The following is a 23,438-nucleotide window of genomic DNA, read 5'->3' as shown; positions in this document are numbered from 1 at the left end:
CTCCCTTACAGATTAGCCCTGCATTTGTTCGAGCTCGTTCCCTGCAGTTTCGCGAACAAATTTAAACACGAAAAAGACTGAAAGAAGCGCGCACGTAGTATAGATACTGTAAGCGCCTGCCAATCCAATCCCAGTTAGCATGAGTGGGAAAGTCATGGTGACTGCAAAGTTAGCTAGCCATTGTGCTAAGCCACTTACAGCGAGACCAGAGCCTCTGATTTGGTTAGGAAACATCTCACCTAGTAAAACCCACATTACAGGCCCCCAGGATAAATTGAAAAAGAAAACGTAAGCATTGGCGGAAATAAGCGCCACACTACCTAATCCGCCAAGAATCAAATTTCCGTTGATGTCGCTCGATGAGTTGACGAAGGTGAATACCATGAATGCGAGAGAAATAGACATTCCTATTGAACCAATAATCAGAAAAGGTTTACGCCCTAATCGGTCAATGAGAAACATGGTGATAACACAACCAGCGATACTTACAGCGCCTGAGATAACGTTAATTAAAAGTGCATCAGCCTCTGAAAATCCCACAGCTTGCCATAGCACCGCTCCGTAATAAAAAACCACGTTTATTCCTACAAGCTGCTGAAATGTAGCCAATCCGACACCTACCCATACAATGGGACGCAGACGGTTTCTCGTTTTGTCGATTAAATCTGAAAACTTTGGTTTTCGGTCTTTTTTGACTAAAGATGCTTCAATCTCCAAAAGTTTTCTTTGTCCTGCTTCTTGACCATACAACTTCTGTAAAATGGCCAGCGCTCGTTTACTGCTTTGCTTCATAACTAAAAAACGTGGGCTTTCAGGAATGAAAAATAAGCTTGCAAGAAATAGTGCGGCTGGAAACAATTCTATCCAGAACATCCACCTCCATGCTTCATATCCCCACCAAAAAGGAGCTGTTGATACCCCCGCCATATTGGCTACAACATAATTACTGACGAATGCGCTAAATAAGCCGAAAATGATGGCTACTTGTTGAATAGTGATAAGCTTACCCCGTATGTTTGCTGGAGCAATTTCACTAATATAAGCAGGTGCAATCACTGAGGCAGCTCCGACTGCCAACCCGCCAATAACGCGATAAACCACAAATTCGGTAGAGCTTATTGCTATACCTGACCCCCATGCACTAGCAATAAACAATGAAGACGATAACAAAAGAACGGTTTTACGCCCTACTATGTCCGAGAGCCTTCCTGCGATGAAGGCACCAACTCCACACCCAAGCAGCATACTGGCAACATTGAACCCGGTGCCAACAGAGTCAGAACTAAAAGCCAGTTTCAGCCCGTCGACAGTGCCGTTAATTACCCCGCTATCGAAGCCAAACAAAAAGCCACCGATAGTAGCCACTACACTAATAAGGAAAATAAAAATAAGATTTTCTTTTTCTTTGCTATCTTTCACAAAACTACCACCTAAAAGATTAATATAAGAGCACTACAACTGGCAGCTCGCCTGACCCTGATTTGCCACTAATTTAATTGTGTTTAGTTGAATGGACGCAGTGCCAATTACCTCTAACTCAAAAGGAACTTTTATGTTTTTCATATCAGCGCCTGTATCAGCAAAACAACTGAGTTTCAAAAAGCCTTGCTGCCATCCCCCGCCTGCTTTTGCTTGTATTGTTGTCGTCACGTCCAGGTTGGACTTGCATTGACTTTCGCACCCCAGCTTTATTGAGGCGCGCTGTATGTCTGCTGATAACACCTGGTAGTCTATCTGTAGAGCCATATCACCATTCGACTGACGTTCAAGGTCAATCGGTTCTCCCTCTATTAAAAAGCTTCCTCTATCTAACCAGTTCACAATAACCGAATCTTCTTGGGCGAGATAATCAGCCGATTCAACATTCATGTTGCCACCCGCACTGCTGCTTTTTCCCTGTAGGTACTGATTGCGACCTTTGACATCGCTCAACACTAATCGCCATGGTGATACCGCTGCTCCAGCAATCAAAAAGTTTGATATGTGATAGTCGGTTATTGTCTCTGCTTGGGTTTCATCTAGCTGTTCAACGCTGACACCGTCCGTTACAGAGAGTCCATATCCCAAAGCGAATAAGGGGTCATAGTTGGCATTTTCACCACTCAAAACATCATGGTCGGCTTTTTTGGGCCACGAGAAACTTAGGCGCCCAATGAAGTCATGGTTAATTTTTTCTTGCTCATTACGCATTATTACGTCTGCAATTCCGCCGCCTTCAGTTCCAGGCAACCAAGCTGCAACAAACGCATCGGATGCGTTTATTTCTGGATTCACCCATAAAGGTCGTCCGGAAATAAATATCGAGACAGTGGGGATATTTAACGCCTTGAATTTTTGAAGAAGTTCTAATCCAGTGTTATCGGTGAAATCTACGTGGGGTCTATCTCCTTGGAACTCTGCGTAAGGTTGTTCACCGAAAACGATGATCGCTACATCCGGTCGTACTTCAAATTCACCCTCTGGATGATAATCGACTGTACCCTCACTACCGGCTACCGCCGATCTAATGCCGGCAAGAATTGACTCTCCGTTGGGAAAGTCGCTATTGGCATTACCTGTACCCTGCCAGCTTAACGTCCACCCGCCACTAGCTTGGCCAATATTGTCAGCGGCTGTACCCGCCACAAGAATACGTTGATTCGGGCTAAGCGGTATTAATTGCTGGTTATTCTTTAATAATACCAGTGATTTTCTGACCGCCTCTCGCGCCACGGCTCGATGAGATTCGGAACCCAAACGCTTATAGTCACCCGCTAGTGGCCGTGATGATGGTAATCCTGCATCGAACAGACCTGCTCGCAGTTTTACTCTTAGTATTCGGGCCACAGCCTGATCTAAACGAGCTAACGTAATTTCTCCTGACTTTACTTGCTCAAGTGTATTTTGATAGAGCTTCTTCCAGCTATCTGGCGCCATAAACATATCAAGACCTGCGTTAAACGCATTAGCACAAGACACATTAGTGCAGCCTTCAACTTGTCCGTGCCCATTCCAGTCGCCCACTACAAAGCCATCAAACCCCATTTGAGCTACCAATACATCGGAGAGCATGGTCTTGTGTCCATGCATTTTTATACCGTGCCAGCTATTAAATGACGCCATTATTACCTGCACACCGGCTTGTATTGCGGGTGGATACCCAGCGCCGTGGACATCGCGCATTGTTATCTGATCATCTACGTTGTCACCTTGGTCTTGACCATTACGCGTACCCCCATCACCAATAAAGTGTTTAGCGGTTGATATAATATGATGTGAATTTAAAAACTGGTCCGTGTTCACTTTTCCCTGAATACCGGAAACGAGTGGTTCAGCATAGCTCGCAACAATGGCCGGATCTTCAGAAAAGCTTTCGTAGGTTCTTCCCCATCTGCTATTTCGTGCCACAGCCAAGGTTGGAGCAAATGTCCAGTCTAACCCCGTTACTCGCATTTCAGTGGCGGTTACCTTTCCTATTTTTGCCATTAGTGCAGGGTCGTTGGCCGCTCCTAGTCCAATGTTGTGAGGGAAAATAGTTGCTCCTACAATATTATTATGTCCGTGAACAGCGTCACTTCCCCACAGCAAAGGAATGCCGACTCTGCCGTTAGATTTATCAGTAGAGGCCAGCCAAAATTCATCAGCTAGCGCCAGCCACATGTCCGCTTCTGCACGATTATTTTTCTCTGGCGCAGAGTTTCCACCATTCAATACCGCGCCAAGATAAAATTCTCTAGCTTCTTCAGGGGTGACAGAATTGATGTCAGCTTGAATAATCTGCCCCACCTTCTCTTCCACAGTCATTGCATTAAGTAACGTAGCGATTTTCTTTTCGTGTTCACGGTTTACCGTTATTGGAGATTGCTGTGAAGGCCACGCCTTAGGTTCTATTTTAGGAACGTCTTCTCGATAAATAGTTGTGTTCTTTTTTTCCATACCCGTGCAAGAAGAAGCCAAAAATACAAAAGCTAACGCAGAAAAATAATGAACCTTTGACATCTCTTTAAACCATCAAAAATTGTTGATGGTGTAATACTGCCAGAAAAAATAATCACCACTACGCGATGCATAAAAAACACAAACGACTTACAACAATTCATAAACAGATTATTTACATCCTGCGCTAACATGTTGTTGTCCTGTTGAAAAGGCATCTATCGCACGTTTGCTACTTCCCTTGTGCTAAGTAGGTTTATTTGCAGGGCGCGGTTGAAATACCGGAAGTCCCTGCGTTAGCTCCGAGCGGGATTTTGAATCCGGTTGAGGAAAAAGGCGTCGTCAACCAATTGCCCGATAAATTCACTGTTACTTTCAAGTAATTGGTATACGTGGAAACAACGCTTGGTATATACGCTGACAGAGAGCAAAAAATAATAGTTTATGAAAATCATCGAACTTAAATCTGATGCAATGCGTGTCACTATAAGTGATTTTGGTGCTCGCATCCTCGATTGGCAGGTACAAGTAAACGGCAGCTATCGGTCGATTGTGCTTAAGTACAATAACGAAGAAGATTATTTATCCGACCAATTTTACCTAGGTGCAATTGTTGGCCCATTTGCAAACAGAATTAAAGATGGGAGGGTAGATATTAGAGAAAGCCAAGTATTGCACCTTGACCGCAACGAAGGCCTTAATCATTTGCACGGAGGGGAAAATGCAATAGATAAACAGGTATGGCAAATCACTCGTTGTTCACAGAGCGCTGTACGGCTGGAATTAGTTATTCAGGATATGTGGAATGGTTACCCTGGAGCACTAGAACTTACAGCTGAATACACATTAGAGAATAACCGGCTTCGACTTCGCGTAAGTGCACTCTCGGAGAAAGACACAGTCGCGGGAATGTCAGCCCATAGTTACTTCAATCTTAACGGAGTTAATAGCCATCGAGGTGGCTTAGAGCAGTGGCTTACCACATGTGCAACTCACGTAAATATTAACGATTCGAACGGCCTACCAATCCGCCCTCCTCAGTCAGTAAAACATACGCAATATGACTATTCAAAGCGGTATCTTTTAACTCAACAAAAGGGGTCTGAGGTTCTCGATAACAATTTCATTTTTTCCAATTCGTGCTCCAAAGCTATTTTGGAAAGTTTCGATAGATATTTGAAGCTGGAAGTATCTTCAGACTACCCTGCCATGCAGCTTTATACCGGAGGTCATTTAAGTGAGCCTTTTTGTAAAAACCAGAGCGTTTGTATAGAACCGCAGTTCGGCCCTGACATGCCTAATTGTAAAAATCATCCCTTGGGGTTACTTCCAGCAAATACGCTTCAACAACACATAATCGACTATACAATTACCACAGAATGATAGTTCCCAGTTTCAACATTGTTGCAATATCGCTTTAAACACTTGGGGAACTATCAATGGTAACACCTAGATGAGGGCGTTATCTCACAGTATTTCCTATAGTCTGTCAGCAAGCATGTTTTCCAGCTTTTGTTGATCGATAGCAAAGTTGCGTATGCCTTCAGCAAGCTTTTCTGTCGCCATTGCGTTTTGGTTCATTTCCCAGCGAAAGGTTGCCTCATCTAGTGGTGCAGGGGGAACTTGGTACTCATTTGTATCACAAAGCATACGAGGTAGCGGATCTGAACAGTTTGCCAGTGCCTCCAGAAGCTCTGGACTAATAGTTAATCTGTCACACCCAGCCAAAGCCTGAATCTCACCGATATTTCTAAAGCTCGCTCCCATAACAACGGTTTTATAACCATGAACTTTATAATAATTATAGATTTCGGTGACCGATTTAACTCCAGGGTCATCGTTAGGTAAGTACTCAGCAATATTGTGATGAGACTTGTACCAGTCTAATATTCTGCCGACGAACGGGGATATCAAAAACACATTTGCTTCGGCACACGCTCGTGCCTGCGCAAAGTTAAACAAAAGCGTAAGGTTACAATTAATGCCTTCTCGCTCTAACTGCTCAGCGGCTTTAATTCCCTCCCATGTCGAGGCTATCTTTATAAGAATACGAGATTTGTCGACGCCTTCTTCCTCATATAGTTTTACGAGTTGTTTAGCCTTATCTATAGTGGAAAATGTATTGAAGGACAGTCTAGCATCTACTTCCGTAGATACTCTTCCAGGTACAAACTCGCTTATTTCTTTACCAATAAGTACACAGAGCATGTCGTTGGCGTGCAGAATTTGCTGTTCCTTATTATTAGCCTGTGCCCTTGCCCAGCTAACTGATTTATCTATCAAATGCTGATATTGAGGCAAAGTAGTGGCTTTTAAAATTAAGGATGGGTTGGTAGTGGCATCATAAGGTCGATACGTTTTAATTGCTTCCACGTTTCCTGTATCTGCAACTACGGTAGTCATATCCCTCAATGCATCTAACTGATTTTTCATTTCTTTACTCTGTGATTATTTAAAAGGACTTTAGGTCAGTTCGGAAGAACTTTGAGTATTAATGTAAATCGCAAATACAGGGCGCAGATATTATGATTTTGGATATTGGTGTTGCGAAAAATCTGACTGAAAAAACATAGCCTATACCTTTTCCAAAAAAGTGAAATAACCACTAAATAACAAATAAATTACAAAATTAAAGAATTTCATTTCCACATTTCATAATTGCGATAGCCGATAAAAAGAATGACCATTTCGGCCTGGTTATGTTCTGGAATGTAGTTATGTATTTAGGGATCGATTTAGGAACATCTGGTTTAAAAGCGGCACTTATGGACGACGCAGGTAATATCATCGACACGAAATCTGCGGCGTTGTCTGTGAACAGTCCCAACCCCCTATGGTCTGAGCAAAACCCACTTGATTGGTGGTCAGCAGTAGAGTCGGTTATTGACCAGCTTTCACAGTCTCATATCGTTTCACAGATAAAAGCGATAGGGCTCTCTGGGCAAATGCACGGCGCTACTTTATTAGATGAAGCTGGAAGCGTAATAAGGCCCGCAATTTTATGGAACGATGGGCGATGCCAAGCGGAGTGTTTGGAAATTGAAGGGGTTGTTTCAGACAGCCGAAGACTGACTGGCAATATTATGATGCCAGGGTTTACTGCACCCAAGTTGCTGTGGGTCAAGAATAATGAACCTAAGCATTTTGAGAGAATTCATAAAGTGCTTTTGCCCAAAGACTATTTGAGATTTCGGCTGTGCGGCACGTTCTTTTCTGATATGTCAGATGCGTCAGGCACAATGTGGATGAACACCCGAGAACGCTGTTGGGATGAATCGCTTTTGGCTGCATGTGGGCTTACGAAAAAGCACATGCCAGAGTTGGTCGAGGGGCCCCAAGTAACGGGGACATTATTACCCGAGCTAGCCCGGAAGTGGGGAATGGACGAAATCCCAATTGTGGCCGGTGCAGGAGACAATGCAGCCGGCGCAATAGGCGTTGGGTTGACTGAGCCTGGTCAAGGCATGATTTCACTGGGCACCTCTGGCGTCTACTTTGTCGTAGCTGATCAATTCAGCAGCTTCCCTGAGAAAGCAGTACATAGCTTTTGTCATGCCTTACCTGACCGCTGGCATTTAATGTCGGTAATGCTAAGTGCCGCCAGCTGCCTTGACTGGTTCGCCAAATCAGTAGTTGGAAAAGATGTTCCAGCTGTACTTTCTTTGCTAGAAAATGAAGACGGCCCGTCGGAAAATGCGCCGTTTTTCCTTCCATATTTAAGTGGTGAACGTACGCCGCACAACGACCCTAATGCATCTGGCGCCTTTATTGGTCTTACACACCAACATTCCACAAAAGATATGGCTTACGCTGTTTTGGAGGGGGTTTGTTTTGCTATGGCTGATGGTGTAGATGCTGTTCATGCCTCAGGTACCTCTGCGAATGACATTTGTTTAATTGGCGGTGGCACTAAAAGCGCCTATTGGCGACAAATGATGGCGGATATCTTAAACCTAAAACTTTCTTACAAGCAGGGAGGAGATGTCGGCCCAGCACTAGGAGCTGCAAGGTTGGCTCAACTGGGAACCTGCGAAAACAGTCAAGTGCAAAATGTGTGTGGATCGCCACCTCTGGTTGATACCCACAACCCAAATGCAGAGCATCATCAAATTTATCAGCGAAGACGAAACCTATTCGTTTCGCTTTATCCCGCTATTCAGCAAGCGGTATCGCCTTTATCTCAAACGTCAACGGAGCGCTAAATTATGTCAGCTTATTTTGAAAATATTAAACCTATTCAATATGAAGGACCTGAATCAGACAACGATTTAGCTTTTCATTACTATAACCCCGAAGAGGTTATTTTGGGAAAAACCATGGCAGAACACCTGCGTTTTGCAGCGTGTTACTGGCATAACTTTTGTTGGGATGGCGCTGATGTGTTTGGTCAAGGCACCTTTGGCAGACCGTGGTTGAAAGACGGCGACCCCATGAAACGCGCAGTTGAAAAAGCTGATGTCGCATTTGATTTTTTCAGTAAATTGAATGTTCCTTATTATTGTTTCCATGACACCGATGTGGCGCCTGGCGGAGACAGCATTAATGAGTATGTCAGCAACTTTTCATCTATGGTCGATGTGCTTGAAGAGAAGCAAGCACAAACAGGACTGAAGCTTTTATGGGGTACAGCGAACTTATTTAGCCACCCAAGATATTGTGCTGGCGGTGCCTCAAACCCCAATCCTGAAGTTTTTACTTTTGGCGCAACACAAGTTTTCCATGCTATGAACGCTACCAAACGGTTGGGTGGTGAGAATTATGTACTATGGGGCGGAAGAGAAGGTTATGAAAGTCTCCTTAACACCAACCTTAAAAAGGAAGATGAACAGTTGGGGCGCTTCTTTACCATGGTCGCAGAGCACAAGCATAAGATTGGCTTTAAAGGAACGCTACTCATCGAACCTAAGCCTCAGGAGCCTACAAAACATCAGTATGACTACGACTCGGCCACTGTGTATGGTTTTCTAAAACGTTATGGGCTAGAGGACGAGTTCAAAGTCAATATCGAAGCGAATCACGCTACGCTTGCTGGCCACTCTTTTCACCATGAAATAGCAACAGCAATAGCATTAGGTATTTTTGGCAGCATTGATGCTAATCGTGGTGATGCACAAAACGGCTGGGATACTGACCAGTTTCCAAATGCTGTTGATGAGTTAACGTTGGTCATGTATGAAATCTTAAAAAATGGTGGCTTTACTACTGGCGGACTGAATTTTGACTGTAAACTTCGTCGCCAGAGCTGCGCCCCGGCAGATTTATTCCATGGTCATATAGGGGGCATGGACCATATGGCCTTAGCGTTACGAAAAGCTGCAAAAATCATCGAGAACGACTTTCTGGCGCAAGCTAAAGAAGCAAGATATAAAGGCTGGCAGAGTGATTTAGGTAAAGCAATTGATAGTGGTAAACACAGCTTAGAATCATTAGCAGAGCATTGTGTATCGAATAACTTAGCGCCCAAAGCCGTGAGTGGTCAACAAGAGCTACTCGAAAATAAACTAAACCGCGCACTATTTGGCTAATTTTGCCTACATCGCGGGCTGGAAGAATTTCTAGCCCGCTTTTTACCTTTAGTCTTCTCACTCGATTTTCATCAACATCACTTCATTATCTTTTTGGAATAATTATGAAATTTTCGAACCCTATGGCTAATGCTGTACGTGCTTTATGCATGGATGCGGTAGAAAAAGCTCAGTCTGGTCATCCCGGAGCTCCTCTGGGAATGGCGGATATCGCCTATACGCTCTGGACAAAACATCTCAGACATAACCCATCTAACCCTGACTGGTTCAACCGCGATAGATTTGTTTTGTCAAACGGTCATGGTTCTATGTTGCTCTATGCACTGCTTCATCTAACTGGCTATGACCTTTCTATCGACGACCTAAAGCGATTTCGTCAGCTACACTCTAAAACGCCAGGGCATCCTGAATATAGCTACACCCCGGGGGTAGAAACCACCACTGGGCCGCTAGGTCAAGGACTTGCCAATGCTGTGGGGATGGCTATTGCTGAAAAAGTTTTGGCCGCACAGTTTAATAAACCTGAATATGCGGTAGTTGACCATTATACCTATTGTTTTGCTGGCGACGGTTGCTTGATGGAAGGCATTTCCCACGAGGCTTGTTCTTTGGCAGGGACGCTGGGATTGGAAAAGCTTATAGTATTTTGGGACGACAATGGTATTTCAATAGATGGCGAAGTGAAAGGCTGGTTCACTGACGATACGCAAGCCCGATTCCAAGCTTATGGCTGGCAAGTTATCGCTAACGTTGATGGTCACGACCATGAGGCTATCGACAATGCTATTTTAGAAGCGAAAAAGTGCGCGGGCAAACCCACGTTAATTTGCTGTAAAACGGTGATTGGTGCTGGGTCGCCAAATAAGGCTGGTAAAAACAGTAGCCACGGTTCACCGCTCGGAGAAAGTGAAATTCGGGCTACGAGAAAAGCCCTCAACTGGCATCATGAGCCTTTTGATATCCCTAGTGATATCTGTAATGAGTGGGACGCCAGAGAGGCCGGCGCAGCGTGGGAGAATGAGTGGAATACCTTATTCAAGAGGTTTAATGAAGCGCATCCTAGACTAGCGAGCGAATTTACACGACGCACTGTTGGCCAGTTGCCAGAAGACTTTTCACAAAGCGCCAATAGTTTCATCCACTCAGCGCAAGCTGAAATGCAACCTATGGCAACACGTAAAGCGTCCCAAAACGCTATTGAATTTTATGCGAATCTTTTACCTGAAATAATCGGAGGCTCAGCTGACTTGTCGGGGTCCAATTTAACCATGTGGAACTCATCTCAACCGATAACCGCAGAAAATGCTTCAGGAAACTATCTGTTTTACGGAGTGCGAGAATTTGGAATGACTGCTATTGCTAATGGAATTAGCATCCACAGTGGTCTTAAACCATTTTGTGCTACCTTTCTAATTTTCATGGAGTATGCTCGAAATGCTGTACGAATGGCAGCATTAATGGGCCTTCCTAATATTTTCGTTTATACCCATGACTCAATCGGTCAAGGCGAAGACGGCCCTACTCACCAGCCAATTGAGCAACTTGCCACGCTGCGTATGACGCCTAATTTGGATACATGGCGGCCCTGCGACGCTGCGGAGACGGCGGTAGCATGGAAGATAGCACTTATGCGCTCAAACGGCCCCACCGCTTTAGTTTTTAGTAGGCAAAGTGTGAAGCCCCAAGCAAGAACCGATGACCAATTACACAAGATTGAAAGAGGTGGCTATACTCTTCGCCCTTGCGAGGGCGAACCTGACATTATCCTCATTGCCACTGGTTCAGAAGTCCCACTTGCTGTTGAAGCCGCTGAACAACTAATCAACTTGCACGATATTAAAGCCAGTGTCGTATCCTTACCCAGCCCAAGTGTATTTCTGCGTCAAGAATCTACTTACCAAGAACAGGTATTGCCCCCTCACGTAACATGTAGGCTAGCCATAGAGGCCGCACATGTCGATTACTGGCACAAGTTCGTGGGGCCTGCGGGGGAAATTCTTGGCCTGGACAGCTTTGGGGAATCGGCACCAGGCGAGGTTCTGTTCTCACACTTTGGCATTACCGTGGACAATGTGATTGCAAAAGCTCGAAAAGCTCTCGCAAAACGGAACACTTTTTAAGGGGCTGAAAGGGCGGACACCACTTTAATTAACCGGTGAAGACGATATCTAAAGGGAAAAATATGAAACAACGAAAACTTGGCAAATCTTCTATTTTCGCGAGCGAAGTTGGTCTGGGATGCTGGCAATTGGGAGGAGATTTTGGTCCAATCGCTATAAAAGATGCTATTCATATCATAGAAGCTGCCTTAGAAAACGGTATTACTTTTTTCGATACCGCTGATGTATACGGAGCGGGGCGAAGCGAGTCTATTCTTGGTGAACGGCTGGAGCAAACAAAAGCAGACGTAAAAATAGCCACTAAATACGGCCGTGGTGAAGGCACCTACCCCAGTGGTTATACGCTTCAAGATATGCGCGACGCTATTCAACGCTCTCGTGATCGGCTGCGTCGCGATAAAATTGATCTTCTTCAACTTCACTGCATACCACCTTCGGTTTTAGAAAAAGGTCACATTTTTGATTTCTTAAGACAAATGCAACAAGAAGGCCTTATCGATTATTTTGGCGCTAGTGTTGAAACCATTGATGAAGCGATGATGTGTGTAGCACACCCAGACCTAACTTCTCTGCAAATTATTTTTAACCTATTTAGACAGGCTCCTAAAGATGCTTTATTCAAAGTAGCCAAAGAAAACCAAGTTGGTATTATTGCGCGCCTTCCCCTTGCCAGCGGTTTATTAAGTGGCAAGTATAACGCTTCAACGTCATTCGCTGAATCCGACCATAGAAACTACAATAAAGATGGCGAAGCTTTCAGTGTTGGCGAAACCTTTTCTGGAATTGATTTTAATGAAGGTCTTAAATTGGTAGAGGCGTTGCAGCAGATAAAGCCCTCTGAAATAACGATGGCAAACTTCGCTATGCGGTGGATTTTAGACCATGAAGAAGTAACAACTGTAATTCCAGGAGCCAGCTCTGCACAACAGGTTATGCAAAACGTAAACGCTTCTACTATCGCTCCTCTTTCAAGCGAAAGTCACAAATTACTGTATGAACTATACCAGTCTAAAATAGCGAATCTAATTAGGTGCCCAGTGTAATATAAAACCTTTGTATTTTAAGTCATTAGTTCAATAATAAACCCCTCTTTTGTCAGAGGGGTTTACTTTTTCTAGTAGCCGGGGCTACATCATTCTTTAAGGAAATGTCACTAGCACGTTATCAAGCAACACAGTATCCTCACTTGCGCCTGAAAACGATCCATTAATTTGAAATGCTATCCTTTCAACGTTTGCGATGTCTCCATTACCATTGTCAACGGGAGTGAAAGTAAAGACGTTTTCACCTGGCACCACATTTTGAATATTTCCGTACAGTCGTGTGTAACTAGGCGCTCCTGTCTGAACATAGCCCTGCACAGTCAATCCATTGTTGGCCTGCTCCTCGGTTACTGTAACCGTATATTTTAGACTTGCACCTGTATAATCAGTAGGGGAAAACTGGACTATATAGTTATGTGAAGCACTTGAACCGTTTGGAAGTAATTCAGCCGATTCGCGCAGCGCGTTGTGCACCACATTTGCAGTTGTGCCGTATTCGCCTTGCCAGCCTTCAACAGTTTCTTCAAAATCATATTCAACTACATTACTCGCCGGAACCGTTACAGGAATAGTAACAATCACATTATTTAACAATACGTTTTCGTCTAACGCCCCGGTTAAAGGCCCGTTAAGTTGAAAACCTATTCGTTCAATAATTTCAATGTCACCATTACCATTATCCAGCGGGCTTATTCTGAACGTATTCTCGCCCGCCACTGGCGTAAACGCCTCACCATACATACGCGTATAGTTTGGCGCTCCGGTTTGGATAAAGCCTTGAATCGTTAGACCTGCGTCCGCAAGCGTTTGAGAAACCGTTACTGAATAGTCCACGGTTGCATCGGTTAGGTCAGTTAATGCTATCTCGCGAATATACACCTGCTCATTCGCGTTACCGGCCCAGTCTGGTATCATTACAGCCGCCTGTGCCGCCTCATCATAATCTACAGACGCTCCAGTACCATAATCACCGCGCCAGCCTTGAACATCATTCAGAAAATCGTACTCAATCACAACGGGCTCTAAGTCGTCACCTGGAATGAAGATTTGTAGATCCAAGACCAAGCTGGTGTAGCCGTCCTGCTCAACTTGTACGTAAAGATTTCTCAATGCAGAACGTAAATTTTCAGTAGTGGTAATTTCACCCGTTTCACTGTCGATAGTGAATTCCCCCTCACCCGAGCCACCTAAGATTGACCAAGTGACGGGTTCACCTTCGGTGTTAACCACGCCGTCAAATGTTTTAGACTCAAGTACTATAACAGAGGTCCCGATTGGTGCATCTGCGCTAACCTCCAGCAGACCCGGGTTTGTGATGGTAGGAGAGAGGCCTCGCATGTAACTGCGTAACCACTTCAGAGCAGGTTTTTCCGAACCGTTTTCCAATGCTAATATAGCACCTTGATTTTCGCGCCAGTGACCCGGTAAATACCCCCACATAGTTATCCCTTTAACTGCCGGATGTTCCCAAAATAGGGGGAATATTCTTTGATAATCCAGTAATTGAATAAGCTCGGTCGGGCCATCGATATCAAGCTCAGTAACGTAAACATCTAATCCTGTTTCTGACGCGATTCTATCGAGATTTTCTAACATAGCTTCGTTAGGACCAGTTGTAGAAAAAGCATGGCCTTGAAAGCCAAAGTCATCAAGTAGTCCACGTGCTTGAAGTAACTTCGCTAATTCAATAGCAAGGTCAGTACGAGAGGCAGAGTTGATTAAATTATACTCATTAAACATCAAGCGGGTAGTTGAAGGGAAAATATTTCGTGCCATCTGGAATGCATTGATGATCCAGTCGAACTTAGCGGCTTTATTTGTGGCTTCGGGCGTTGATAAGCCATTATTTTCAAATTGGCTAATTAATTCCGAAGTGGTTTGCGGATCAAATAAACGCAACGCATCAATATAGCCTGGGCCATCATTGGCCAGATTTGGCGGATCATTATCAAATTCATTTACCACCTCAATAAAGTCGATAGCTTCATATCTTGCGTTTACGGCATTAAACCATTCCAGAATTTCTTCAAGTTGTTCCTCTGCAGGCAAATCTGTTATCCATTCAGGCTGCTGATTCCCCCATACGAGAACGTGATGCTTATAAGGGAAGTTGTTGGCTTTGGCGAGCTCATAGGCTTCATCAAGCTCAGCCCAGTTCATTACATCTCTGGTACCTTCCACTGATCCCCATTTGCCTGCATTTTCGGGCGTAACCTGATTCCAGTAAGCTTCGAAGTTAGGTCGCTGTCGTCCACAGCAAACTCCCCCGAGGAATTTCTCTTGCCCTGTAGCAAGTGGAGGTCCAGCGGGAACGAAAGGTGGAGGCGGTTCAATAAGGTTACCAGCACGGCCATTTTCTAAAGCTTCTATAGTGAACAGAAGATCTTCTTTGGCAAATGCAAACTTATCAATGGCTAAACCATCTTCGCGACCAGCAAATCGAAACACCTGATCTAAGCTATTATCAGGTACCGTATAGGTCGGGCCTGCTATCCGTGTCCATTTCCACACGTTGCCTGCGGCTGAACCTCCCGAGATAACTAAACTGTTCGCTTCATAGCCCGGCTCTCCAGGCACCACAAATCCTGTAATATTATTAAGCGTTTCCCAGCCATTATTTCTACCAAACTCAGTAGGGAGAAAGAAGCTGTCGTCTTCAACTGTATTTGGGCCAACACGCACTCTCGCATATAGCGTATATTCTCCGGCATCAGGGAATGCGACTTCAAGTTCGATAACACGAGCATCATCGGTTGGCGCATTAGTGTCTGTTTCATTGATGGTCACGAAACTAGGGTCGCCCTCAATAACACTAAAGGCGTTACCTTTAAACAGTAGCGTGCCGGCACTCCCGCCCTCTGCCTCTGCATAAATTGCAACGTTAGGCTCTGCCTTTTGAATAACAGCATCAAAGGCGAGCCTCGCTCGATTCGGTTCAAACGTCGTTTTAACCGAGACGCTTTGACCAGCAGGTAATGATGCTTCACTAACTACAAAATATGGCGCACCACTTTCGCTTAGACCATCCTCGCCCGTCACCCCAATGGTAGCGTTTTTAACAAGCATTCTTAGAGGGCCTTGAATGTCCTCATCACTATCATTTTGTATTTGTACATTAACAACGTAGACTCTGTTCGTTCTGTCAAATAAAGGTCGAGATTTGCTAATCGATATTTCTTCAATATCAGTCCAGTCGGCGAAAACGGGTGAAGCTAGCCAAGTTAAAGAAGTAACTATAATTAGTTTCAGTAAAAATTTTTTCATTGTACTAGCTCCTCTGCCAACATAACTGCTTTGCTCGCGACGTTCGCGCGCCTAAAGCAGCCAAACTAATCATCATAAGTATTACTCCACTAGGCGCTGGAACCGGCACACTGTTTTCAGTAATGGATACGTTATCTATTCGAAGAGTAGAACCACCTAAATCGGTAAAACCATCATCATCTGCACCTAACAGAAGCTGAAAATCTAGGGACAAATTCGAGATTGATGTAAGCGATGGCTCAAGCAGAAAAGAAAGAGTGTAACTGGCCAAGCCGTTAATATCGGCTTCAAAAAGGCTCCCGGTAGAGCCCGTATTACTATAAAAATTGATGCCATCAAAAAAGCTAATAACAAAATAATCGGCAATAAAGCTATTATCGATGTCTGATAATTCACTATTTACCTCAATATCCATGCTCAGAGTGAGTGGTCCACTTCCCGCTGAGCTGAAATCTAAAAACTGAAATAATGTGTTTGCAAAAAAGGCTTCTGTATCTGTGTAGTCAACACTAATTACAGCCTCACAACTGGGGGCGGTGCCATTTATGGAAAAGTCATTTCCCGACGCTATAATGCCAGCGCCATCTGTATCTCGTTCCCATCCTGCAAAATTACACGTTGAGAAATCGCCGTTTTCAAGAATTGCTGCGTTCACAGCGGGCAAATAGAGCATTAATAAGCTTAATAAAATACTTCGATAAACCAACATAGCTATATTCCTAATTTATTTATTGGGGGGCACTCCGTCATTACTAAAAAACGAAATTTAACTTAGTAATAACGTAATAAGGCCAAACGTGACGTTTGGTTATAGTGGAGAATAGAGAATTGTCAGTAACATTTTCATAACAAAAAACGGTATTGCATTTACAATTTTTGGTTTTTTATTTCTCGGATAGTTTACTGCTAATAAGTAGCATTAGAATGAAAGGAGTATCGGATGAAACAAGTAGTGTTTAGGTGCACCATAATATTACTCATATTCAGTAGCCGTTGGGCCCACGCTGAGGTAAAGCTTCCCTCAGTGCTGTCCGACCACGCCGTACTTCAGCGCGATATACCAGTTTCTCTTTGGGGATGGTCTAGCCCTGAGGAAAAAGTAACCATTTTCCTAAATGGTGAAACATTGGCTGTTACAAAAGCTGACAAAGAAGACGGCATTTGGCGCACCTCACTACCCAAACAACCTGCGGGCGGACCTCATACCCTGAGATTTGTTGGCAACAATACTGTTGAAGTCAAAGACGTATATTTTGGGGACCTGTGGCTGGCGTCTGGGCAATCTAACATGGTGTTACCGCTAGCCAGAATAAAGGAAAAGTTTCCGGACATTGTAGCAAATGAAAGCAGACCGTTGATCCGCGAGTTTAGTGTACCTATGCAGTACAATTTCAAGCAGCCAAATATCGAAGTAAAGGACGCACAATGGAAATCGGCCGATAAACTTATAGAGCGAGAATCGTTTTCAGCCGTTAGTTTTTTCTTTGCACGCGCAATTCAGGACGATGTGAATGTACCAGTAGGTATTGTTCTAAGTGCAGTGGGGGGAACGCCAATACAGTCGTGGATGAGTGAAGATGCATTAGCCTCATTTCCCGAGGATTTGAAAGAAGCGAAGTACTTCCAAAATGATAATGTCATTAACTCAATTATATCCCAAGATGCTGAGCGACAACGACAATGGGAAGATTACATATCAACTCACGATAAAGGTAATGTATCGCCCTATTGGTGGTCAAACAACATTGACGAAAGTGACTGGACTTTATTTTCGGTGCCTGGTTTTCTAACCGACGCGGAGCAAAAGCCTATTAATGGCGTGCATTGGTTCAGAAAACGCTTTCAGTGGCCTCATCACCTTGTAGGTGAACAAGCGACACTTGTGCTTGGAGCACTTGTCGATGCGGACACTACTTATGTAAATGGTACCAAAGTGGGGCAAACTACCTATAAGTATCCTCCCCGCCGTTACACGGTGCCCGCTGATGTGCTTAAACCTGGAAGCAATACTATTACTATTCGCTTAGAAAGTCATAGGGGCCACAGCGGGTTCGTTTCTGACAAGGAATACTGGATTGGCGCAGGTGAAACTCGCGTAGATTTAAACGGAGAATGGCACTACAAACTTGGCGTTGTCCATGAACATCTTCAGCAAACCACCTTCATTCAATACAAACCCATGGGCCTGTTCAACGCCATGCTCAACCCACTAACGTCTTTACCAATCAAAGGAGTTATTTGGTATCAGGGGGAGTCAAATACAGCTAATCCAGATAATTATGGTGATATGTTTAAAACCATGATTGAAGACTGGCGAAATAAATGGAACAACCCCACGCTACCATTTTTATTTGTTCAGTTGGCTAACTTTAACCCGCGTTTGTCAACGCCAGCCCAAAGCGGTTGGGCTGAGTTAAGAGAACAGCAAGCATCCGCATTGTCTTTGCCCAACACGGGCATGGCGGTGGCCATCGACGTAGGTGAATGGAATGATATACATCCTTTAGATAAAGAATCTGTTGGTGAGCGACTCGCTAAAAATGCGCTCCATAAAGTTTATGGTAAAGATATTGTGTACAGTGGCCCTATGGCAACAAAGGTAACTCTAAAAGGAAGCCATGTGTGGATTAACTTTAAGTATCAAGGTGGTGGCTTGTTCACTTCGGGTACTAATTTGACAGGGTTTGAAATCGCGGATGAAAGTGGAGTGTTTCACTGGGCAAAAGCAGAGATTAAGGGGGAGCGTGTTCAGGTTTGGCACCCCGATGTAAAGCACCCTTCGGCCGTCCGTTATGCTTGGGCAGACAACCCAGCCGCGAATCTATATAACAAAGATGGGCTACCTGCCGCTCCATTTCGTTTTAATTTGGATTAGTACCAGGCATTAGCCTTTGCTTATAGGAAACACGTAACTGTTAAATTCTGCATGGAAGAAAACATGCAGATTTAACAAGTGCATTTGGCTTGCGTGTAACCTGGTCATTATCACTTTATACAGTGTGTACTATTGTCCTAAACCTCACTCTTACCCCCTCCTTTTAACCGTTTTTTATTGTCTTGGGCTTAGTTTTACAAAGTTTTATAAGAGGAAACTCAAAAAAAACAAAAAATTAACATACTCGCCTGCCTTAAGATTGCGCGAGCATCTTAGAGGTGTGAGTAAATTAATGTCCAAGTTAGGTGGGCAGCTTTCGGAGGAAACATGACTGATTTGATACGAACATTTGCTTTATTGATCGTGTTCTGGGTAGGGATAAATAGTCCAGTAATCGCAGCTGAGTCATTTGTGCACTTTGAGCGCGATAGCGGTGATTTACCTTTCGCAGTCGATGGCCAGCCAGCTCCACTGATCTTCGACAATGGTGAACCTAAAGGCGTAATCATGGCGATTGAACAGCTCAAAGGTGACATTAAGAAAGTAACAGGAAATAGTCCATCTATCGCCGAGCCACAAGTTAAACAATCGGCTGTTGTCATTATCGGGACATTGGATAACAGCCCCGAATTACAAATGCTTGAACGGCAAGGGAAAGTCGACTTCTCGCGTATTAGGGGTGAATGGGAGGCATATCATATTGAGGTAATTCCCTCCCCCATGCCAAACATAGCACAAGCGTTAGTGATCGCCGGTAGTGACCGCAGGGGGACGATTTATGGCATTTACGAACTCGCACGGCAACTTGGCGTTTCACCTTGGTATTGGTGGGCCGATGTTCCCGTCAGCACTCATAATAATATCTATATACATCATAAAACTCAGATCATAGACCAGCCAAAAGTAAAGTACCGGGGCATTTTTTTAAATGACGAAGCACCTGCGTTAACGGGGTACGTGAAAGACAAATTTGGCAACTACAACAATGAATTTTACCAGCATGTATTCGAACTACTCCTACGTTTAAAAGCCAACTTTCTCTGGCCAGCTATGTGGAACAATGCGTTTAGCGTTGACGATCCAATGAATGCTCAACTGGCACATGATATGGGCATTGTAATGAGCACCTCCCATCATGAACCGATGATGCGGGCAGATAAAGAATGGAACAGGTTCGGGGAGGGAAAATGGGATTATGCGGTAAATCAAGACAATCTATATCAGTTTTGGACGGAAGGAGCAAAACGTCATAAAAGTTTCGATAGTGTGTTCACATTAGGTATGCGTGGCCAAGAAGACACGCCGATGAGTGAAACTCAAAATATCGCACTTTTAGAAAAGGTGGTCACCGACCAAAGAAAGATATTATCCGATGTTTTTACTGAAAAGGATGTGTCTGACATACCACAGGTGTGGACCCTTTATAAAGAAGTTCAAGGCTATTATGAAAATGGAATGCGAGTGCCCGACGATGTCACACTCCTATGGGCTGATGATAACTGGGGCAATATTCGACGTTTACCTACACCAGAAGAGCGCCAACGAAAAGGTGGAGCTGGCGTATATTATCATTTTGACTATGTGGGGGGGCCGCGTTCCTATCGCTGGATTAATACCGTTCCTATCGCCAAAATATGGGAACAGATGCAGTTGGCTTATCAATTCGAAGCACGAGAAATATGGATAACCAATGTGGGGGACCTGAAACCCATGGAGTATCCAATTGATTTCTTTTTGAACATGGCGTGGGATCCAACACTTATGGATACCGAAGCGCTTGCAAACTTTGGATTAAATTGGGCTAGCCAACAATTTGGTAAAAAACACGCAAAGGAAATTGCAGATATCGTTGAAGGTTATACGCGCCATAATGGCAGGCGTAAACCTGAGCTTGTTGCGCCCTCTACATATAGTATATATGTATACGACGAAGCTCACCGTATTTCTGAAGAACTTGCTGCACTAGAGCTAAAGGCAGAATCGATTTACCAAGACTTACAAACATCCTATCAAGATGCCTTTTTTCAGCTTGTCCTTCATCCAATTAAAGCTGTGCGCATTGTCTACGAATTAAACCACAACCTTGTGAAAAACAGACTGTACGCCCTGCAAGAACGTGCGAGTGCGAATGATTATGCCCTAAAAGCGCGAAAGTGGTTTGCACAAGATGCTGCTCTAGAAAGAAGGTACCATGAGCTAAATAATGGGCGCTGGAACCATTTTATGTCTCAACCCCATATTGGTTATACCAACTGGAACAACCCACCAGAAGACACCATGCCGGTGTTACATATCAACAAACCAAATGCTGTGTCTGATATGGGCGTGTCTATTGAAGGCAGTGCCGCAGCTTGGCCACAGGATAGCGGTACATCATGGCCTCATAATAGCAATATGAAACTAACGTTCGAATCTTTCGGCCAATCCCAACGCTACATTGAAATATATAACAAAGGTACTGTTCCCTTTGATTTTACCGCAGAGGTCTCTGCTCCTTGGATACGTCTAAGCCAGCAAGAAGGAAAAGTAAAAGATGATAAACGCGTATTAGTCAGTATAGATTGGGAAAATTTAACGATAGGCCACCATGCCGGTCATATTGTGATCTCAGGAGCAGCTTGGGGTGAAGCAAAAATCAGTATATCGGCAATTAAACGACAACAAGAAAGTATCAAAGGTTTTGTGGAAGCTGACGGATATATCTCAATAGAGGCAGCCAATACACAACGACGGCACAGCACCGATAGCGGCTTATGGTACGAAATTCCACTACATGGCCGCACCCGCTCATCTATGGCAGTATCAATGCCTATCGATGAAACATTTGTAGAAGATTTAACTGCTTCGCCAGTCATTGAATACGACCTTCATCTGTTTAGCAGCGGCGACATAAGCATTCAAACAATTGTAGCGCCAAGTCTAAACTTTGTTCCTGATCGGGGACTGCGCTACGCAATTTCACTGGGTGAAGAGCCTCCTCAGATCATCGATATTCTAGAGGATAACAGTGACAAAGCATGGCAGGATTCAGTTAAAAAGGGCGTTCGCTATGCGATAAGTCACCATACTTTAAAGACACCCGGAGCGAAAACCCTAAAGATCTACGCCATTGACCCTGGTGTAGTGATTCAAAAAATAATTGTGGACACAGGTCGCTTAAAACCGAGTTATCTTGGCCCAGAGCAGAGTGTTTTTATCGAGTGACTAGGAGCGGGTGGCTAGCCTGCTACGGACACTAATGATATTTGAAGTCCTCTGGCTTTATGAATATGAATATCGGTGTGCTGGCCGGCTTTTCGGTCCAGCGCATTTCCTTTTTCTTGATAAATTTCTCGGGGCCAATTTGTAATTTATCCAAGATTAATTGACAGGGCTTAGTGTGGAGGAGGTAACTATGAGGAGACACGAGAGCTCGTTGAACACATATCATTCTGATGCCTGAAGAGAGCGAACTGTCGGTAGTGAACTTTTAATAAAATTAGTGTATCGCCTTAACAGACCGACGTATAAAGCCTTAAAACATAAGGCGAAAACGTACAATGTGATATGGACGATACACTAGCTCTCACGAAGAGGTTTTAACGAAACCTCTTTAAAGGCATTACACTTGTAATATGTTAAACCGCTTTCGGTTGAATGCCGCTTTAACCCTACTTTTCTTCTACATTACTCGACGCGTACATCGCCGTAAGGGGAGAGCGTTATAATTTTTCCATCATCGTCATATTCTATCGGTGCCACCTTAACGGAACGCAAATGAGTTACGCCACCCGAGAGTGTACTATCGTGGTAAAACAAATAGTGTTTACCTTCAAACTCACAAATTGAATGGTGCGTTGTCCAACCGACCACGGGCTCAAGAATTCGTCCAGCATAAACGAATGGCCCGTAAGGACTATCGCCAATTGCATAGCAAAGATAGTGGGTATTACCTGTCGAATAGGAGAAGTAATACTTCCCTTTATGTTTGTGCATCCACGATGCCTCAAAGAAGCGACGCTCATGGTCACCCGCTAATAAAGGTTTGCCACCTTCGTCTACAATCAGTATCTCTCTGGGCGTATGGTCAAATTCCAGCATGTCACCGCTCATCTTGGCCACTATTGGACCAAGCGCAGGCTCGCCGTCTTGGGGTTCTGCAAAAGAAGCGTTGTACTTGTTATCTCTATAGTTCTGCAGTTGTCCACCCCATATACCACCGAAATACATGTAATGTGTTCCGTCGTCGTCTTCAAACACGGCTGGGTCAATAGAATAACTTCCGCCGATAGGTTCAGGCTGTGCCATGAATGGACCATGAGGAGTATTGCTTACAGCAACGCCAATTTGAAAGATTCCATCGCTTTTCTTCGCAGGAAAATAAAGAAAATATTTACCATTTTTAGTCGCGGCATCTGGTGCCCACATTTGGCGCTCTGCCCATTTCACATTATCCACGTGCAATGCTACACCATGATCTTGCACCGGTGATGTTAGCGAGTCCATGGAAAGTACATGATAGTCGCACATAGCAAAGTGATCGCCATTGTCGTTAAAAGGTATTCCCGCTTCAATATCGTGAGAGGGATAAATGTAAATTTTTCCTTCAAATACGTGTGCAGAAGGGTCTGCGGTGTAGATGTGCTCTACAAGAGGCTTGGATATCGCAGACTCTTTATATGTTTCGATCTCATTTTCATATTGTTTCTCTGGCATT

General features: G+C 44.2%; 13 protein-coding genes. 7 read left to right on the top strand and 6 right to left on the bottom strand.

All coding sequences use genetic code 11. The features are described 5' to 3' along the window. Nucleotides 1-12 precede the first annotated feature (12 nt). Both MASE_RS19175 and MASE_RS19170 read right to left on the bottom strand, forming a co-directional pair. Nucleotides 13-1,419 (bottom strand): sugar porter family MFS transporter, encoded by a 1,407-nt coding sequence (locus MASE_RS19175; RefSeq protein WP_014951359.1) that lies wholly within the window; start codon nucleotides 1,417-1,419, stop codon nucleotides 13-15. A gap of 33 nt (nucleotides 1,420-1,452) precedes the next feature. Further along, the gene (locus MASE_RS19170; RefSeq protein ID WP_014951358.1) at nucleotides 1,453-3,978 is read right to left on the bottom strand and encodes a glycoside hydrolase family 3 protein; all 2,526 of its coding nucleotides are present in this window, start codon (nucleotides 3,976-3,978) and stop codon (nucleotides 1,453-1,455) included. 381 nt (nucleotides 3,979-4,359) lie between these two features. On the opposite strand from MASE_RS19170, the gene MASE_RS19165 reads away from it, so the two are divergent. Beyond that, nucleotides 4,360-5,298: an aldose epimerase family protein gene (locus MASE_RS19165; protein ID WP_014951357.1), complete on the top strand. Its 939-nt coding sequence runs from the start codon at nucleotides 4,360-4,362 to the stop codon at nucleotides 5,296-5,298. Nucleotides 5,299-5,394: 96 nt separating this feature from the next. Here MASE_RS19165 and tal read toward each other — a convergent pair whose 3' ends face one another. Continuing rightward, nucleotides 5,395-6,348 (bottom strand): transaldolase, encoded by a 954-nt coding sequence (gene tal, locus MASE_RS19160; RefSeq protein WP_014951356.1) that lies wholly within the window; start codon nucleotides 6,346-6,348, stop codon nucleotides 5,395-5,397. A 284-nt stretch (nucleotides 6,349-6,632) separates the two neighbouring features. Here tal and xylB point away from each other — a divergent pair, with 284 nt between their 5' ends. The 4 genes from xylB to MASE_RS19140 all read left to right on the top strand — a co-directional run bounded on the left by xylB (nucleotide 6,633) and on the right by MASE_RS19140 (nucleotide 12,603). After that, complete coding sequence (gene xylB / locus MASE_RS19155; RefSeq protein WP_014951355.1) at nucleotides 6,633-8,117, top strand: xylulokinase; 1,485 nt, start codon at nucleotides 6,633-6,635, stop codon at nucleotides 8,115-8,117. A 3-nt stretch (nucleotides 8,118-8,120) separates the two neighbouring features. Further along, on the top strand, nucleotides 8,121-9,440 hold the full coding sequence (gene xylA, locus MASE_RS19150; RefSeq protein ID WP_014951354.1) for a xylose isomerase: 1,320 nt from the start codon (nucleotides 8,121-8,123) through the stop codon (nucleotides 9,438-9,440). Nucleotides 9,441-9,544: 104 nt separating this feature from the next. Continuing rightward, entirely contained in the window at nucleotides 9,545-11,560 is a 2,016-nt protein-coding gene (gene tkt, locus MASE_RS19145; protein ID WP_014951353.1) for a transketolase, read from the top strand. A 62-nt stretch (nucleotides 11,561-11,622) separates the two neighbouring features. Beyond that, complete coding sequence (locus MASE_RS19140; protein WP_014951352.1) at nucleotides 11,623-12,603, top strand: aldo/keto reductase; 981 nt, start codon at nucleotides 11,623-11,625, stop codon at nucleotides 12,601-12,603. A gap of 96 nt (nucleotides 12,604-12,699) precedes the next feature. Here the strand turns inward: MASE_RS19140 and MASE_RS19135 are convergent, their stop codons facing one another. Both MASE_RS19135 and MASE_RS20090 read right to left on the bottom strand, forming a co-directional pair. Then, entirely contained in the window at nucleotides 12,700-15,867 is a 3,168-nt protein-coding gene (locus tag MASE_RS19135; RefSeq protein WP_014951351.1) for an endo-1,4-beta-xylanase, read from the bottom strand. 4 nt (nucleotides 15,868-15,871) lie between these two features. Continuing rightward, entirely contained in the window at nucleotides 15,872-16,576 is a 705-nt protein-coding gene (locus MASE_RS20090; protein ID WP_014951350.1) for a hypothetical protein, read from the bottom strand. 231 nt (nucleotides 16,577-16,807) lie between these two features. On the opposite strand from MASE_RS20090, the gene MASE_RS19125 reads away from it, so the two are divergent. Then, nucleotides 16,808-18,742: a sialate O-acetylesterase gene (locus MASE_RS19125; protein WP_014951349.1), complete on the top strand. Its 1,935-nt coding sequence runs from the start codon at nucleotides 16,808-16,810 to the stop codon at nucleotides 18,740-18,742. Nucleotides 18,743-19,069: 327 nt separating this feature from the next. Beyond that, entirely contained in the window at nucleotides 19,070-21,946 is a 2,877-nt protein-coding gene (locus tag MASE_RS19120) for a glycosyl hydrolase 115 family protein (protein WP_014951348.1), read from the top strand. Nucleotides 21,947-22,408: 462 nt separating this feature from the next. On the opposite strand, the gene MASE_RS19110 is transcribed toward MASE_RS19120, so the two are convergent. Next, entirely contained in the window at nucleotides 22,409-23,437 is a 1,029-nt protein-coding gene (locus tag MASE_RS19110) for a glycoside hydrolase family 43 protein (protein WP_014951346.1), read from the bottom strand. Nucleotide 23,438 lies beyond the last annotated feature (1 nt).

Source organism: Alteromonas macleodii ATCC 27126, from assembly GCF_000172635.2.
Lineage (GTDB): Bacteria > Pseudomonadota > Gammaproteobacteria > Enterobacterales > Alteromonadaceae > Alteromonas > Alteromonas macleodii.
The sequence above is the reverse complement of the archived record's forward strand: the minus strand, read 5'-3'. Positions and strand labels throughout refer to the sequence as shown.

Coding starts and splice junctions, on each gene's coding strand:
- MASE_RS19170 (WP_014951358.1), bottom strand. CDS start 3,978: ATGTCAAAGGTTCATTATTTTTCTGCGTTAGCTTTTGTATTTTTGGCT.
- MASE_RS19165 (WP_014951357.1), top strand. CDS start 4,360: ATGAAAATCATCGAACTTAAATCTGATGCAATGCGTGTCACTATAAGT.
- tal (WP_014951356.1), bottom strand. CDS start 6,348: ATGAAAAATCAGTTAGATGCATTGAGGGATATGACTACCGTAGTTGCA.
- xylB (WP_014951355.1), top strand. CDS start 6,633: ATGTATTTAGGGATCGATTTAGGAACATCTGGTTTAAAAGCGGCACTT.
- xylA (WP_014951354.1), top strand. CDS start 8,121: ATGTCAGCTTATTTTGAAAATATTAAACCTATTCAATATGAAGGACCT.
- tkt (WP_014951353.1), top strand. CDS start 9,545: ATGAAATTTTCGAACCCTATGGCTAATGCTGTACGTGCTTTATGCATG.
- MASE_RS19140 (WP_014951352.1), top strand. CDS start 11,623: ATGAAACAACGAAAACTTGGCAAATCTTCTATTTTCGCGAGCGAAGTT.
- MASE_RS19135 (WP_014951351.1), bottom strand. CDS start 15,867: ATGAAAAAATTTTTACTGAAACTAATTATAGTTACTTCTTTAACTTGG.
- MASE_RS20090 (WP_014951350.1), bottom strand. CDS start 16,576: ATGTTGGTTTATCGAAGTATTTTATTAAGCTTATTAATGCTCTATTTG.
- MASE_RS19125 (WP_014951349.1), top strand. CDS start 16,808: ATGAAACAAGTAGTGTTTAGGTGCACCATAATATTACTCATATTCAGT.
- MASE_RS19120 (WP_014951348.1), top strand. CDS start 19,070: ATGACTGATTTGATACGAACATTTGCTTTATTGATCGTGTTCTGGGTA.
- MASE_RS19110 (WP_014951346.1), bottom strand. CDS start 23,437: ATGCCAGAGAAACAATATGAAAATGAGATCGAAACATATAAAGAGTCT.